Below are 14567 nucleotides of genomic sequence, written 5' to 3'. Positions count from 1 at the left end.
ATCCCGAAATGTGAATCCGTCGCGCCAGGCTAACGGCTCAGTACGACATTGAGCCAAGCCGGTACAGATTCGGTACAGGACGGCCGCCGGTCACTCTCCGCGTGCGGCTGGCAGGTGCGGCAGACGGTCGGCCGCGACGACGCCCTCGAGATAGCCTCGCGCGCGCTCGGTGCGCGGATACGCCTCAAGGAGTCGCCAGAAGCGCGGTCCGTGTCCCGGCACGAGGAGATGTGCCAGTTCATGGACGAGCACATAGTCGACGACGTACTCGGGCATCCCCTGCAGGCGGTGCGACAGGCGGATACTGCCCTCCGCCGGGGTGCAGGAGCCCCAGCGGGTGTTCTGGTTCGTCACCCATCGCACGGATGTCGGTCTTGCGCGACCGTCGAAGTACTGGGCGGACAAACGCTCGGCGCGCTCGGCCAGTTCACTGTCGCCGAGGATGCGCTTGCTCTCCTGAGCGGCGAGCTTGTCCAGCATCACGGTGACCCAGCGCCGCTCCTCCGCCTCGGACATCCGGGCAGGAATGAGGACAATGGTGCGGTCACCCTCGCGGTAGGCCGAGACCGTTCTGCTGCGCCGGGTGCTCCTTCGGACCTCGACCGCACTCGTCCCCGATCCGCGGAGCGGTCGGCTTTTCGTGCTGCGCTGTGGGGTGTCCCCAGTGAAGCGAGGGGACGGGTCGACGGACACGCCCCGACGTTACCCGCTGTCAGTGGGGGAAGTCCCGCCTCCGGGACGGTTCGAGCTTGATCCACTCCATGGCTGCACCATTTGAACGACTAATACCCCATGCCTGTGGATAACTTTTCACATCCCTCGACGCGGCCGTGCATTCTGACAACAGATCAGCGGAGAGATCCGACAAGACTTCAACGGGGAAGCGGGAACGGGGACGTGGAAATGCATCCGATGGTGAAGCCTGCCCTGAAGCGGGCATGGCGGGAGCGACAAACGGTGCAGTTCGGGACAACGCCCGCGCATGCGGTGATGGTCGGCCCGGTGGACACGGCGACGGGAGCCCTGCTCGAGCTCTTCGACGGGACGCGGGGGCTGCCGCTGCTGCGTCAGGAGGCCCGGGAGATAGGGCTGCCGGAAGGACAAGTGGACGCGCTGGTGAAGCGGTTGACATCGGCCGGACTGCTCGACGATCCGACGGCCGGCGGACCCGCGGCAGAGGCCTTACGAAAACGGACGGGCGCCTTCGACCGGCTGCGCCCCGATCTGGCATCGCTGTCCGTGGTCGATCCGGAACCGGGCGGTGGGATACGGCGCCTGGCGGCCCGGCGCGCGATGCGCGTCCAGGTCCGGGGCGCGGGCAGAGTGGGTGCGACGGTCGCCGCGGTGCTGTCGGCCTCGGGGGTGGGCCGGGTCGAAGTGCTCGACGGCGGTTGCACAGAGCCATGGGACGTGGCGCCCGGCGGGCTTCCGGCGGAGGCGATCGGTGAGCGGCGGGAGGCGGCGGCCCGGCAGCTGGTGCGGCGGACCGCGCCCGACCGCCCGCCACGTCCGGCCGAGTACACGACGGCATCGGGCTGCGGTGAGCCAGGTCTCTCTCTGGTCGTGGTGGCCCCACGGGACGGTCTGGCGGCATACGCACCCGACCCGGCCGACGCCGCGGACTGGATCGTCGGCGGAACACCCCACATTTATGCGGGAGTTGTCGAAGCAACCGGTGTGGTCGGCCCGCTGGTGCTGCCCGGCGGCACGGCGTGCGCGAGCTGCCTGGAGCTGGACGGAGTGGAGCGGGATCCGGGCAGGGCGAGGCTGCTCGCACAGTGGCGGTCGGGCCGCCGCCGCGCGCTACCGGCCTGCGATGTCGCCCTGGCCACGGCCGTTGCGGGGATGACGGCGGCGCACGCGCTGTCCCTTCTCGACGGGGAACTGCCCGCGAGCACGGGAGCGCGCTGGGAGGTTTCGCTGCCGCTGCTGGAGTGGCGCTCGGAGACAATGACGCCGCATCTTCACTGTGCCTGCGGAGCGAGAGGGAAGAGTGAGAGGGGACACACCTCAGAGTTCGGGTCGCCGCACGAGACAATGGCCGGGTAACGGCCGTCAACGGAGCAATGCCGTAAGGCACACGCGGCACGGCTGTCTGGGATTTGGAGGGGCACATGTCTGATCTTCCCCGGAAAGCGGTCACCCGGACCGCCAAGCTGGCCGCGCTGCCACTGGGCTTCGCCGGTCGGGCCACTTGGGGGCTGGGAAAGCGGATCGGCGGGAAGTCCGCGGAGATCGTGGCCAGGGAACTGCAACAGCGCACGGCGGAGCAGCTGTTCAAGGTGCTCGGCGAGCTGAAAGGCGGTGCGATGAAGTTCGGGCAGGCCATGTCCGTCTTCGAGTCCGCCCTTCCCGAGGAGGTCGCGGGTCCCTACCGCGCGGCCCTCACCAAGCTCCAGGACGCCGCGCCCCCGATGCCGACGCGTACGGTCCACGCGGTCCTCGCCGAGCGGCTGGGCGAGGACTGGCGGGAGCTGTTCCTGAACTTCGAGGACAAGCCGTCGGCCGCCGCGTCCATCGGCCAGGTGCACCGGGCGGTGTGGCACGACGGGCGTGAGGTCGCCGTGAAGGTGCAGTACCCGGGAGCGGGGGACGCGTTGCTGTCCGACCTCACTCAGCTCAGCCGCTTCGCCCGGCTGCTCGGGCCCCTGATCCCGGGCATGGACATCAAGCCTCTGATCTCGGAACTCCGCGACCGGGTCTCGGAGGAGCTGGACTACGAGCTGGAGGCGCAGGCACAGCGGGAGCACGCCGCCGAGTTCGCCGGCGATCCCGATGTGGTGGTGCCGGATGTGGTGCACCAGAGCGATCAGGTGCTGGTGACGGAGTGGATCGACGGGATCCCGCTGGCCGAGGTGATCGCCGACGGCACCGAGGAGCAGCGGAACCGAGCGGGGCAGCTGCTGGCCCGTTTCCTCTTCTCCGGCCCGGCGCGCACGGGACTGCTGCACGCCGATCCGCACCCGGGGAACTTCCGGCTGCTTCCGGAGGAGGACGGCAAGGGCTGGCGGCTCGGAGTGCTGGACTTCGGCACGGTGGACCGGCTGCCCGGCGGGCTGCCGCAGACCATCGGCGACTGTCTGCGGATGACGCTGGAGGGCGAGGCCGAGGCGGTCTACGAGCTGCTGCGCGAGGCGGGCTTCGTCAAGGAGTCGATAGAGCTGGACCCGGACGCGGTACTCGAGTATCTGCTGCCGATCATCGAGCCCGCCGAGGTCGGGGAGTTCACGTTCAGCCGCAGCTGGATGCGCAACCAGGCGGCCCGGATCGCCGATATCCGCTCCCCCGCGCATCAGCTGGGCAAGCAGCTCAATCTGCCGCCCTCGTATCTGCTGATACACCGGGTGACGCTGAGCACGATCGGGGTGCTGTGCCAGCTGAACGCGGCGGTGCGGCTGCGGGACGAACTCGAGTCGTGGCTGCCCGGCTTCCTGCCGGAGGACGAGGAGGACGGCGCGGCTGTCGAGGCGGGGGCGTGAACGATCGCCGCCGGGCGCACCGCCATCTGTAGCTCCGGCGGCACCGCGTCAGGCGGCGTTCACCACCAGGCGGAGTCGAGTCTGCCCTCGATCGCCCTGATGTTGGCGCGTGCGCAGTCGTCGCAGAAGTAGTGACGGGTGCCGTTCTCCACGGAGCAGGTCCAGGTCGGCGGTGGTCCCTCGGCGACCGTGCCGCAGTGGGAACACACGATGCTCTCGGCACCCGCCTGCGCAGGGTGAGGAGTCTGCTGCTGGTCCACCTCGTGACGATAACCCCGTAACGGACGTGCCGCAGGGACAACGCACCGCGGGGCCCGGTCCGTTCGGACCGGGCCCCGCGGGTTCAGTGCCTACGTGGCGGAGCGCTTGCGCGATCAGTGCATGAGGGCCATGGCCAGCGCGCGGCGGGCACGCAGCGAGGCGCGCTCGGCGCGGCGCTGCATCCGCCGGGCGGCGACCAGGCGCACGGCCTGGCTTTCGGCCTCGGCCTCGCGCAGGCGCTCGTGCATATGCGCACGAGCCATGGCTTCTGGGATGAGTTGCATCTCACGGGTCCTGTTCTGACGCGAGGCGTTCGCGCCGGTGGTGGTGACGTCTGGGGTGGCGGAGCCGGACGGCTCGCTCGTGGAAGGGGTCATGGGGGCCAGCTTCTGGGGATCGTGCGTGATGGGGCGGTCGATGGTTCCGATGACGGTCATGCCGCGACCGGGTTCTTGCGCGGGCGGCCACGCGGCCGCTTGCGGGCGACGACCACGCCCTGGACGAAGAGCTCTCCGCCCCAGACACCCCACGGCTCACGCCGCTCCTTGGCGCCCGCGAGGCAGGCCTCCATCAGCGGGCAGGTGCGGCAGAGGGACTTGGCGTACTCGACGTCGGCCGGGGACTCGGCGAAGAAGACCTCCGGGTCGTAAGCACGGCAGGGGACGGGTACGCCGAGGTTCTCGATGGCGTCGTCGAGCGCGGAGAGCGCGGTGAGCGGAGTCAAGGTGGAGTCCTCCGTGAGGGCGGGCGGGGGGATCGTCTCGGAAGGCGGTACGGACGGGGCGTGCGCTTCGAGTTGCACGGTGGTGTCTTCCTCGTCTGGTCGGTTCCGGCCTGTTGGCCGGGTGTCGGCTGGTACCGGGTGCTGCTTGTCCCGAGGCCCCTTCGCTCTGTGGTCCCCGTTCGGGGAAAACAGAAGGGCCGCGGATCCCGGGTGGGGTTCCGCGGCCCTGAAGGCGCCGGCCTGATCTGGATCAGGCTGGATCACTCCAGGGTTCGAGCCCACGGAAGGCCCACATCGTGTGGTGCTGCGTCGTCTGCTTCTGGGTTTCGGCACTGGCCGCCGCAATGGCATAGGCCTTGGCCTCTGCCGCTGCTACTCCTGCTTCCAGTGCCTTGGCCGGTCGCTCATTGCGCTCCAGGACGGGGAGGCCGCCCAGGCCGGACACCGGAAGCACAGCGGAGAAGCCGGACAGACCGGTGCCGTTGAACGCCGCGGAGAAGCCGAGCGTGCAGGCGGAGACGACCGAGCGATCGGTCACTTTGGTGCTGGTGAAGCGGGTCTTGGTGCTGATCACTGGAATCGCCTCCTCTCGGCGTCTAGAGGACCGGCCGGGGCCGATCGCGCGTATTCGGATAAGTACAGCACGAGGACAGGGCTTCAGAGAAGTCGCTGTTCCCGTGGTTAAGAACCTATGGGGCTGGCTGGGGCGCGCGCAAACTATTTTCTCGACGAGTTTGTATCAGTCCTCCTCCTCGCCCTCTTCGACTTCCTGACCAGCGCAGATGACCAGCACATCGGCTCCAAAGCGCTCAAGTTTGCGTCCGCCGACGCCGGAGATCTGGGCCAACTCCCCCTCGCTGCCCGGCACGGCCTCGGCGATCGCCATCAGCGTCTTGTCGGTGAACACGCAGTACGCGGGCTGGCCCAGCTCCTTCGCCTGGTCCGAGCGCCACTCCCGAAGGCGCTCGTACAGCGCCTCGTCCATGTCGGAGGGGCAGCCCTCACAGCGCATCAGCTTCATCTCGCCCGCGTCCGTCAGCGTCTTGCCGCAGACGCGGCACAACACGGGTCCGCGCCGCTTGCGCCGGCCGGCGCCGCGCTCGATGCCGCCTCCACCGCCCACGCCACGGGCGCCCGGGGCGACCGATCCCGGGCGCATCCCGTTGAGGAAGCGCGTGGGGCGGCGGGAGGCGCGGCCGCCGGGGGAACGCGACAGCGCCCAGGACAGCGAAAGATGGAGCCGCGCCCGGGTCACGCCGACATAGAGAAGCCGACGCTCCTCCTCGACCTGTTCGTCGGTCTTGGCGTAGGTGATCGGCATCATGCCCTCGGTGAGGCCGACCAGGAACACGGCGTCCCACTCCAGGCCCTTCGCCGAGTGGAGCGAGGCGAGGGTGACGCCCTGGACGGTGGGGGCGTGCTGGGCGGCGGCGCGTTCGTCGAGCTCGGCCACCAGATCGGACAGGGTCGCCTCCGGCTTGACCCGCACATAGTCCTCGGCGAGGCGGACCAGCGCGGCCAGGGACTCCCAGCGGTCGCGCACGGCGCCCGATCCGGCGGGCGGCTCGGTGGTCCAGCCCTTTGTGGAGAGCACGGCCCGGACCTGGGACGGCAGGTCACCGGCGTCGTCGAGCAGGGCGTCGTTGCCTCCGGCGCGGGCGGCACCGCGCAGGGCGATGCCCGCCTCCCTGACCTCCTGGCGCTCGAAGAAGCGCTCGGCGCCACGCAGCTGGTAGGGGACCCCGGCATCCGCCAGCGCCTGTTCGTAGACCTCCGACTGGGCGTTGACGCGGTAGAGAACGGCGATCTCCCCGGCTGGGACGCCCGCGGCGATCAGGTCGCGGATACGGCGGGCAGTGCCCTCGGCCTCGGCCGGTTCGTCCGCGTACTCGGTATAGGCGGGCTCGGGGCCTGCCTCGCGCTGGGAGATCAGTTCGAGGCGGTGCTCGGCGGCGCGGCCGTGGGCCTGGCTCAGCAGGCCATTGGCGAGATGGACGACCTGTGGCGTGGAGCGGTAATCGCGGACGAGCTTGACGACGGTCGCGCCGGGGTGGCGGGTGCGGAAGTTCAGCAGATGGTCCGGGGTCGCGCCGGTGAAGGAGTAGATCGTCTGGCTGGCGTCGCCGACGACGCAGAGGCTGTCCCGGTCGCCCAGCCACAGATCGAGCAATCGCTGCTGGAGCGGGCTGACGTCCTGGTACTCGTCCACCACGAAGTGCTGGTACTGGCTGCGGATCTGGTCGGCGATGTCGTGCCGGTCCTGGAGGATGCCGACCGCGAGGAGCAGGACATCCTCGAAGTCGATCACCGAGCGGTCGCGCTTGAGCTGCTCGTACATCGCGTAGATCTGGCTGATCTCGGCCGTGTCGCGAGGGGCGTCGCGATGCGATTTGGCGACCTCGGCCGGGTAGTCGGCGGGGACGGTCTGGGTGACCTTGGCCCACTCGATCTCGCTCGTCACATCCCGCAGCTCATTGCGGTCGAGCCGGATACGGCAGCGCGCGGCGGACTCGGCGACCAGCTGGATCTTGCGCTCGAGCAGCCGGGGCAGCTCACCGCCGACCGCCTTCGGCCAGAAGTACTGGAGCTGGCGCAGCGCGGCGGAGTGGAAGGTGCGTGCCTGCACACCTCCCGCGCCGAGCTGGCGCAGCCGCCCGCGCATCTCGCCCGCGGCGCGGTTCGTGAAGGTGACGGCCAGCACACTGGCGGGCTGGAGTATGCCGGCGCGCACGCCGTACGCGATGCGGTGCGTGATCGCGCGTGTCTTGCCCGTGCCGGCGCCTGCCAGCACACACACCGGACCGTGCAGGGCCGTCGCCACTTCGCGCTGCTCGGGGTCGAGCCCGTCGAGCACCGCGTCCGCCGACTCGGGGACCTGCGGGAAAAGGGAGGAGTGCGTTGCTGCTGTCACACCGCCATGCTGCCAGGTCGTACGAGGCTGCCGTGGCCGTTGTCCACAGGGGGCCCTGGGCAGTCGTACTAATGCGGGAATGGTGGACAGGTCGCGTACGTTCAAGTACCCGGTGCGAAGACGCATCGAGCAAAGGGACCGGACTGCGAGACAGAGGAGCGCGAGAGACGATGCAGGGCACTGTGACGATGTACAGCACCACGTGGTGCGGCTACTGCCGTCGGCTGAAGAGCCAGATGGACCGCGAGGGCATCGCGTACACCGAGATCAACATCGAGCAGGACCCGCAGTCCGCGGCCTTTGTCGAGAAGGCCAACGGGGGCAATCAGACCGTCCCGACCGTGCTCTTCTCGGACGGTTCGACGCTGACCAACCCCTCTCTGGCGCAGGTCAAGCAGAAGATCGGCGTCTGAGCCGCACGGTCTCTCAGCCGACATCACCGGGCTTGGGCAACGGCTTTCCGTACCAGAGCTCGATCAGGCGGGCCGCAATCGAGATCCCGTAGGGAGGCAGCACCTCCCCGGACTCGAAGGCGGCCCGCAGGTCGTCCCGGGAGAACCAGCGCGCCTCGTGGATCTCCTCGCCGTCCACGTTGATCTCCGCGGACGTGGCCCGCGCCACGAAGCCGAGCATCAGGCTGGACGGGAAGGGCCAGGGCTGGCTGGCGATGTACTCGACGTCGCCGACCGTGACACCTGCCTCCTCGAAGACCTCCCGGCGCACCGACTGCTCGATCGACTCACCCGGCTCGACGAAGCCCGCGAGCGTGGAGAAGCGTCCCTCCGGCCAGTGGAGCTGGCGGCCCAGCAGCGCACGGTCCTGCTCGTCGGTGACAAGCATGATCACGGCAGGGTCGGTACGGGGGTAGTGCTCGGCGCCGCAGGCTTGGCAGCGGCGGATGTGGCCCGCGGCCGCGATGACCGTGCGCTCGCCGCAGCGTGAGCAGAAGCGGTGCAGCCGCTGCCAGTTCTCCAGCGCGACGGCGTGCACCAGCAGCCCCGCGTCGCGCGGAGACAGCAGCAGTCCGGCCTCGCGCAGTCCCGCGGGACGGGCCGACTGGTCCATACGTCCGGGAAGGGCGTCCTTCTGGAGCGCGAAGTAGCGCACGCCCTCCTCGTCCGTACCCAGGAAGTAGCGGTGGGTCTCGGTGACAGGGGCCTCGAAGGCCGGGGTCATCACCAGTTCGGTACGGCCGTCGGGGGTGTCGTCGATCAGCGCCTGGCCGCCGCAGACCACGAAGACCCGGGTCGTGGGGTGACTCCAGGCCGCCGCGAGCCATGCCTCGTCGAGGCGGTGGTGCGCCTCGCGGTCGATGCCGGTCGGCGCGGTGAGAGCGATCGGGCGGTCCGCGGTGGCGTAGCTGTTGGTGCTCACGGTAATTCCAACTCCCCCGGGTGGATTGGGTGTCGTGTCAGCGGAGTTCAGCGCAGGGCTTGGGCGAGGTCGCCCCACAGGTGGGCGGTGGTCTCGACGCCCTTGACGAGCAGATCCAGTTCGACCTTCTCGTTCGGGGCATGCCAGCCGTCGGACGGTACGGAGATGCCGAGGAACAGCACCGGTGCCGCGAGGACATCCTGCAGGTCCGCGGCGGGTCCCGAGCCGCCCTCGCGCGTGAAGCGGATCTTCTGTCCGTCGAAGGCGCGGCTCATGGCCCGTACGACCGACTGCAGGGCGGGGTGGTCCAGCGGGGTCAGACAGGGGCGGGTCGAGGCGCCGAAGCGGATCTCGTGGCGGATTCCGGCCGGGACCCGATCCGCGACCCATGCGTCGACGGCCTTCTCGATGATGTCCGGATCCTGTCCCGCGACAAGCCGGAAGGTGAGCTTCAGCTGCGCCGACGACGGGATGATCGTCTTGCCGCCGGGGCCCTGGTAGCCGCCGCCGATGCCGTTGAGCTCGGCGGTCGGGCGGGCCCAGACGCGCTCCAGGGTCGTGTATCCGGCCTCGCCCAGGGTGCGGTGCGACTTGGCGGTTTTCAGCCAGGCCGCCTCGTCGAAGGGCAGCTCGGCGAGCAGTTCGCGCTCGGCGCCGGTGAGCGGCGCGATGCCGTCGTAGAAGCCGGGGATCGTCACCTGCTCGTCGGCGTCGTGCAGCGCCGCGACGAGGCGGGCGGCGACGGTGGCCGGGTTCGGGACCGCGCCGCCGAAGGAGCCGGAGTGGATGTCCTGGTCCGGTCCGTACAGATCGATCTCGCAGTCCACGAGGCCGCGCATGCCGGTGCAGACGGTGGGGGTCGTCTCGGACCACATACCGGTGTCCGAGACGATCACGGCGTCGGAGGCGAGACGGTCGGCGTTGGCCTCGACGAGTGCGCGGAAGTTCGGCGAACCCGACTCCTCCTCGCCCTCGATGAGCAGCTTGAGGTTGACCGCGGGTGCGGTGCGGCCGGTGGCGGCGAGATGAGCCCGTACACCCAGGGTGTGGAAGAACACCTGGCCCTTGTCGTCGGCCGCGCCGCGCCCGTACATCCGGCCGTCGGCGATCAGTGGCTCGAACGGGTCGCTGTGCCAGCCGTCCTCGCGGGCGGCGGGCTGGACGTCGTGGTGTCCGTAGACCAGCACGGTCGGCGCGTCCGGGTCGCCGGAGGGCCACTCGGCGAAGACCGCGGGTGCGCCGGGCGTGGGCCAGACCTCGGTGACCGGGAAGCCGGTCTCCTTGAGCTTGCCCGCGAGCCAGTCGGCGCTGCGCAGTACGTCCGCGGCGTGATCGGGCTGGGCCGACACGGACGGGATACGCAGCCAGTCGGCGAGATCGTCGAGGAAGGCGGCGCGGTGCTGCTCGATGTACGTACGGACGGCGCTGTCCGGGGTGTCGCTCATGCAGGTGAGCCTAACGGGCCTCGGCTGCTGTCTCGTCGGCCGTCTCGCCCAGCAGGATGCGCTCAAGATCGGCCCGGCCGGGGAGGTTGGTGGGGCGCGCGATGTCGCCGCTGCGGACGTAGACGAAGGCTGCTTTGACGGCTTCCGGGGGGAGGTCGTGCTGCTCGGCCCAGGCGAGGCGGTAGATGGCGAGCTGCAGCGGGTCCGCGGTGCGCGTGCGGCTGGTCTTCCAGTCGACGATCTCGTACGTGCCGTCCTCGTCGTCGCGGTAGACGGCGTCGATACGGCCACGGATCACGCGGCCCGCGAGGGTGAGCTGGAACGGCGACTCCACGCGGTAGGGGGTGCGGCGGGCGTACAGGGTGCGCTCGAAGGCCTCCTTCAGCGCGGTCAGGTCGCGCTCGTCCGCGATCCCGGGGTCGTCGGCGTCGCCCCCGGGGAGCTCGTCCGGGCCGAGCATCGGCAGCGGCAGCTCCTCGAACCGGGACTCCACCCAGGCGTGGAACCGGGTGCCCCGGCGGGCGGCAGGCTGCGGGGGGCGGGGCATGGGGCGGGCCAGCTCATGGGCGAAGCCGTCGGGGTCGGCGGCGAGGCGCATGAGCTGGGAGGCGGACAGGGAGGGCGGCAGGGCTACGTCGCGGACGGTGGCGCGGGTGCGGCGGAGCTCGCCGGTGAGGGCGGTGAGATCGCGGTCCCAGGAGGCGATGGTGCGGATGTCCTCGGGCGTTGCCCCCACGTTTCCGGGAGCGCCCGTCTCGTGACGCAAGGACGGCTCGCTGCGCTGGTGCGGCAGCTCCACCGACGGGGCGGCCTGTTCCCACTCCGGCTCCGGGGCGTCCTCGTCCCAGGGCGGCTCGTCGTCCCACAGCGGCTCGTCGTCCCCCAGCTCCGGCTCCTGTGGCTCCGGCTCCTGTGGCTCGGCCGGGAGCAGCGTCAGCGCGTCCAGGTGCGACAGCACCGTGTCCGCCGCCTCACGGCGGCGGGACAGCGACGTCGGGTCCAGAGGAAGTGGCCAGGCATGGTCGTTCGCCGACTCCCGCAGGGACGGGTTCTCCGCGTCCTGTTCCGGTTCGTCGGCCCAGATCTCGATCTCGCCGAAGCCCGCCGCGCAGTGGTCGTACAGCGCCTGAAGGAACGCCGACGGGCCCCGTCGGCGTTTCTGGGTCGGCCCCCACCAGTGGCCGGAGCCCAAGAGCATGGAGCGGGGGCGCGTGAAGGTGACGTAGCCCAGGCGTAGTTCCTCCGTGTGCTGGTGGTCCTTCATGGCGTCCTTGAAGGCCTTGAGGCCCCTCGCGTCCCAGGACGGCACGTCGGGAAGCGTGCCCGCGTCACCGCGCAGTGCGTGCGGCAGGACCTTGGACTGGGAGGTCCAGGCCTCGCGCGCCTGGTCGTTCGGGAAGTGTTTGGCGACCAGGCCGGGGACCGCCACGACGTCCCACTCCAGACCCTTGGACTTGTGGGCCGTCAGGACCTTGACGGTGTTCTCGCCGCCCGGCAGGGCGTTGTCGAGGCCCTTCTCGTACTGCGCGGCCGTACGCAGGAAGGCAAGGAAGGCCAGCAGCGAAGCCTCACCGTCCAGCGCCGCGAAACGGGCGGCCGTGTCCAGGAAGTTGGCGAGGGTCTCGCGGCGGCGGGCGGCCAGGGCGTGCGGGGACGCCGAGAGTTCGACCTCCAGGCCGGTGGTGCCAAGGACACGGTGCAGGACGTCCATCAGCGGGTCGGCCAGCGAGCGGCGCAGATCGCGCAGTTCCGCGGCGAGGCGGGCGAAACGGACCCGGGCCTGAGCCGAGAAGGGAAGGTCGTCGTCCGCCTCGCCGGCCGACTCCAGGAAGGTGTCCAGCGCGTCGGCGAGCGAGATGACCTCGGACGGATCGGTACCCTCGACGGCCGCGGCCAGCCGTTCGTCCGGGTCCGTGCCGTCGGCCCGGGTGCGGTGGACGAGCAGCCGGGCCCGGCGGCCGAGGAGGGCCAGGTCGCGCGGGCCGATCCGCCAGCGCGGACCTGTGAGCAGCCGTACGAGCGAGGCATTGGCCCCCGGGTCCTGGAGGACTTCGCACACCGCGACGAGGTCGGCGACCTCGGGGAGGTGCAGCAGTCCGGAGAGGCCGACGACCTCCACCGGGATGTCCCTGGCGACCAGCGCTCCCTGAATCTGGGGAAAGTCACCCGCCGTACGGCACAGGACCGCGATCTCGCCGGGCTCCTTGCCCGTACGCACCAGGTGGGCGATCGAGTCGGCCAGCCATTCGATCTCCTGCGCGTGGGTGTCGAGGAGGGCGATGTGTACAGATCCGTCGCGCTCGGCGCCGGGCGCGGGGCGCAGCGCCTCCACGCCCGCGTGCATGGCGCGCAGGGGCTCCGCCAGGCCGTTGGCGAGGTGCAGCAGCCGGCCACCGCTGCGGCGGTTCTCGCTGAGCGAGAAGCGCGTGGCCGGGCTGCCGTCCGCGTGCGCGAAGTGCGCTGGGAAGTCGTCGAGGTTGGCGACGGAGGCTCCGCGCCATCCGTAGATGGCCTGGCAGGGATCGCCGACCGCGGTCACGGCATGACCGGTGCCCTGGCCGAACAGGCCGGACAGCAGCAGCCGTTGGGCCACCGAAGTGTCCTGATACTCGTCGAGCAGTACGACCCGGAACTCGTCCCGCAGGATCGTCCCGACCTCGGGCCTGGTCAGCGCGAGCTCGGCGGAGAGCGCGATCTGGTCGCCGAAGTCGAGGAGGTCGCGGGCGCGTTTGGCCTCGCGGTAGCGGACGGTCAGATCGAGCAGCTCACGGCGGGCCGCCGCGGCCTCCGGGACCTTGCGCAGTTCGGCGTTGCTGAGCCGGGCGCTGTGAAGGGTGCGCAGCAGTTCCACGTCGTACGCGGCGAGCTGCCCGGGGCGTACGAGATGCTCCGCCAGTTCCCCGTCGAGCGCCAGCAGGTCGCTGACCAGGGAGGGAAAGGACTTGGTCAGCGAGGGGTAGGGCCCGGGCGCTTCGCGCAGCACGCGCGCGGCGAGCTGATAGCGGGTCGCGTCGGCGAGCAGCCGGGCGCTCGGCTCCAGGCCAATCCGCAGCCCGTGGTCGGTCAGGAGCTGCCCTGCGAAAGCGTGGTACGTGGAGATGCGCGGCTCGCCCGGCGGGTTGTCCGGGTCGATGACGTCGGGGTCCGTCACCCCGGCCCGTACGAGCGCGGTGCGGACACGCTCGGCGAGTTCGCCCGCCGCCTTGTTGGTGAAGGTGAGACCGAGCACCTGCTCCGGGGCGACCTGGCCGGTCCCCACGAGCCACACCACCCGCGCGGCCATGACCGTCGTCTTCCCCGACCCGGCTCCGGCCACGATGACCTGCGGGGCAGGCGGCGCGGTGATGCAGGCCGTCTGCTCCGGGGTGAAGGGGATGCCGAGGAGCTCCTTGAGCTGCTCGGGGTCGTTGATGCGTGCGGTCACCTCAGTGAGGCTAATGGGGACCACTGACAGCGACGGCCCCCATCGGCCTCGACCGCGTCAGGCTCCCGCGGCGGTACCGGAGCGGAAGCCTGCCGCGGTCGAGGCGGAGAGCGCGCCGGCGGCGGCCGAGCCCAGGTTGTCCACGTCCACCACCTGGTCCGGCGGCGGGGCCACCGCCTTGACGGGCTTGTTGTAGTCCGAGAACGTCAGCGCCCCGGGCTCGGCGCCGCCCGTCCTGACGACCTTGAGCAGATACGGCGCGCCCTCCTTGGCGACATACATGGTGAGCGTTTCGCCGCCCGGCTTCTTCTTCACCAGGGTCGCCACCGGCTTGCCGCCGACCACCGCGTCGGGCCCTTTGGTCATGCCCCGGAGCTCCGCGGTGTCCTTGCCCAAGTCGGCGATCATCGCCTTGAGGTCGCAGACGCCTGCCACGTTGGTGGAGGCGCCCTGCGGCACCTTCATCCAGCGGCCCTTCAGCAGCTCCGTGATGCCGTCGGCCTGCGCACCGACCGAAGCCGTCCAGAACTTCTCGTCGCCCTTGATGTACATGACCTTGCCGACCTGGCGAAGCTCGGCGTTGCCGCCCTTCATCCCGATCTTGCCGGTGCAGGAACCCTTGCTGTCCACCGCGAAGTCGACGGTCAGCAGCTCGCCGTCGCCAGTGACCTTGCCCGCGATCCGCATGGACCGCGCGGACTTGGTGGCCGCGACCGTCTTGGCGGCGATCTGGTCGGCGCTGAGGCCGCCGAACGGGTTGTCCGAAGCCTTCGTGGCCGCGGCGTCCTCGGCCTCGATCTTCTCGGTGCCGCTCTGGGCCTTGAGCTCGTCGCCGGTGGAGCAGCCCGCCAATCCGGCGGCCGCGGCCGCCCAGACCACCGCGATGACCAGGAACTTCCGCTTGGCCGCCATGTACTTCTCCTCGCAGTTCACGTGGTCCGCCGCACGG

The 14567-nt window shown here is 70.4% G+C and carries 13 protein-coding genes; 3 read left to right on the top strand and 10 right to left on the bottom strand.

Annotated elements, in window-relative coordinates; genetic code table 11:
- Positions 1-90: 90 nt before the first annotated feature.
- The gene (locus tag OG741_RS26250; protein ID WP_405601812.1) at positions 91-693 is read right to left on the bottom strand and encodes a M48 family metallopeptidase; all 603 of its coding nucleotides are present in this window, start codon (positions 691-693) and stop codon (positions 91-93) included.
- Positions 694-903: 210 nt separating this feature from the next.
- Here OG741_RS26250 and OG741_RS26245 point away from each other — a divergent pair, with 210 nt between their 5' ends.
- Both OG741_RS26245 and OG741_RS26240 read left to right on the top strand, forming a co-directional pair.
- Complete coding sequence (locus OG741_RS26245; protein ID WP_405605784.1) at positions 904-2049, top strand: ThiF family adenylyltransferase; 1146 nt, start codon at positions 904-906, stop codon at positions 2047-2049.
- Between the two features lie 65 nt (positions 2050-2114).
- Positions 2115-3479, top strand: coding sequence for an ABC1 kinase family protein (locus OG741_RS26240; protein ID WP_405601809.1), 1365 nt, complete (start codon positions 2115-2117; stop codon positions 3477-3479).
- 59 nt (positions 3480-3538) lie between these two features.
- Here OG741_RS26240 and OG741_RS26235 read toward each other — a convergent pair whose 3' ends face one another.
- The 5 genes from OG741_RS26235 to OG741_RS26215 form a co-directional block, all read right to left on the bottom strand.
- Positions 3539-3739, bottom strand: a complete 201-nt coding sequence (locus OG741_RS26235; protein WP_266487192.1) for a hypothetical protein — start codon at positions 3737-3739, stop codon at positions 3539-3541.
- A gap of 114 nt (positions 3740-3853) precedes the next feature.
- The gene (locus tag OG741_RS26230; RefSeq protein WP_405601807.1) at positions 3854-4177 is read right to left on the bottom strand and encodes a hypothetical protein; all 324 of its coding nucleotides are present in this window, start codon (positions 4175-4177) and stop codon (positions 3854-3856) included.
- Positions 4174-4542 (bottom strand): WhiB family transcriptional regulator, encoded by a 369-nt coding sequence (locus OG741_RS26225; RefSeq protein WP_142213804.1) that lies wholly within the window; start codon positions 4540-4542, stop codon positions 4174-4176. Before OG741_RS26225 ends, OG741_RS26230 begins: the two co-directional genes overlap by 4 nt.
- A gap of 172 nt (positions 4543-4714) precedes the next feature.
- A complete protein-coding gene (locus tag OG741_RS26220) occupies positions 4715-5038 on the bottom strand; it encodes a hypothetical protein (RefSeq protein WP_405601805.1) in 324 nt (107 codons plus the stop codon).
- A gap of 165 nt (positions 5039-5203) precedes the next feature.
- Entirely contained in the window at positions 5204-7501 is a 2298-nt protein-coding gene (locus tag OG741_RS26215) for an ATP-dependent DNA helicase UvrD2 (RefSeq protein ID WP_405601802.1), read from the bottom strand.
- A gap of 44 nt (positions 7502-7545) precedes the next feature.
- On the opposite strand from OG741_RS26215, the gene OG741_RS26210 reads away from it, so the two are divergent.
- Positions 7546-7788, top strand: coding sequence for a mycoredoxin (locus OG741_RS26210; RefSeq protein WP_142213806.1), 243 nt, complete (start codon positions 7546-7548; stop codon positions 7786-7788).
- A gap of 13 nt (positions 7789-7801) precedes the next feature.
- Here the strand turns inward: OG741_RS26210 and nudC are convergent, their stop codons facing one another.
- The 4 genes from nudC to OG741_RS26190 are packed head-to-tail and all read right to left on the bottom strand — an operon-like array spanning position 7802 to position 14530.
- Positions 7802-8749 (bottom strand): NAD(+) diphosphatase, encoded by a 948-nt coding sequence (gene nudC, locus OG741_RS26205; RefSeq protein WP_405601799.1) that lies wholly within the window; start codon positions 8747-8749, stop codon positions 7802-7804.
- 47 nt (positions 8750-8796) lie between these two features.
- Complete coding sequence (locus OG741_RS26200) at positions 8797-10194, bottom strand: dipeptidase (protein WP_405601797.1); 1398 nt, start codon at positions 10192-10194, stop codon at positions 8797-8799.
- A gap of 10 nt (positions 10195-10204) precedes the next feature.
- Positions 10205-13618: an ATP-dependent helicase gene (locus tag OG741_RS26195; protein ID WP_405601794.1), complete on the bottom strand. Its 3414-nt coding sequence runs from the start codon at positions 13616-13618 to the stop codon at positions 10205-10207.
- A gap of 57 nt (positions 13619-13675) precedes the next feature.
- The gene (locus tag OG741_RS26190) at positions 13676-14530 is read right to left on the bottom strand and encodes a hypothetical protein (RefSeq protein ID WP_405601792.1); all 855 of its coding nucleotides are present in this window, start codon (positions 14528-14530) and stop codon (positions 13676-13678) included.
- Positions 14531-14567 lie beyond the last annotated feature (37 nt).

The organism is Streptomyces sp. NBC_01410 (assembly GCF_045040195.1).
In the GTDB taxonomy this organism is placed as follows: Bacteria; Actinomycetota; Actinomycetes; order Streptomycetales; family Streptomycetaceae; genus Streptomyces.
The sequence above is the reverse complement of the archived record's forward strand: the minus strand, read 5'-3'. Positions and strand labels throughout refer to the sequence as shown.

Coding starts and splice junctions, on each gene's coding strand:
- OG741_RS26245 (WP_405605784.1), top strand. CDS start 904: ATGCATCCGATGGTGAAGCCTGCCCTGAAGCGGGCATGGCGGGAGCGA.
- OG741_RS26240 (WP_405601809.1), top strand. CDS start 2,115: ATGTCTGATCTTCCCCGGAAAGCGGTCACCCGGACCGCCAAGCTGGCC.
- OG741_RS26230 (WP_405601807.1), bottom strand. CDS start 4,177: ATGACCGTCATCGGAACCATCGACCGCCCCATCACGCACGATCCCCAG.
- OG741_RS26215 (WP_405601802.1), bottom strand. CDS start 7,501: ATGCGTCTTCGCACCGGGTACTTGAACGTACGCGACCTGTCCACCATT.
- OG741_RS26210 (WP_142213806.1), top strand. CDS start 7,546: ATGCAGGGCACTGTGACGATGTACAGCACCACGTGGTGCGGCTACTGC.
- OG741_RS26200 (WP_405601797.1), bottom strand. CDS start 10,194: ATGAGCGACACCCCGGACAGCGCCGTCCGTACGTACATCGAGCAGCAC.
- OG741_RS26190 (WP_405601792.1), bottom strand. CDS start 14,530: ATGGCGGCCAAGCGGAAGTTCCTGGTCATCGCGGTGGTCTGGGCGGCC.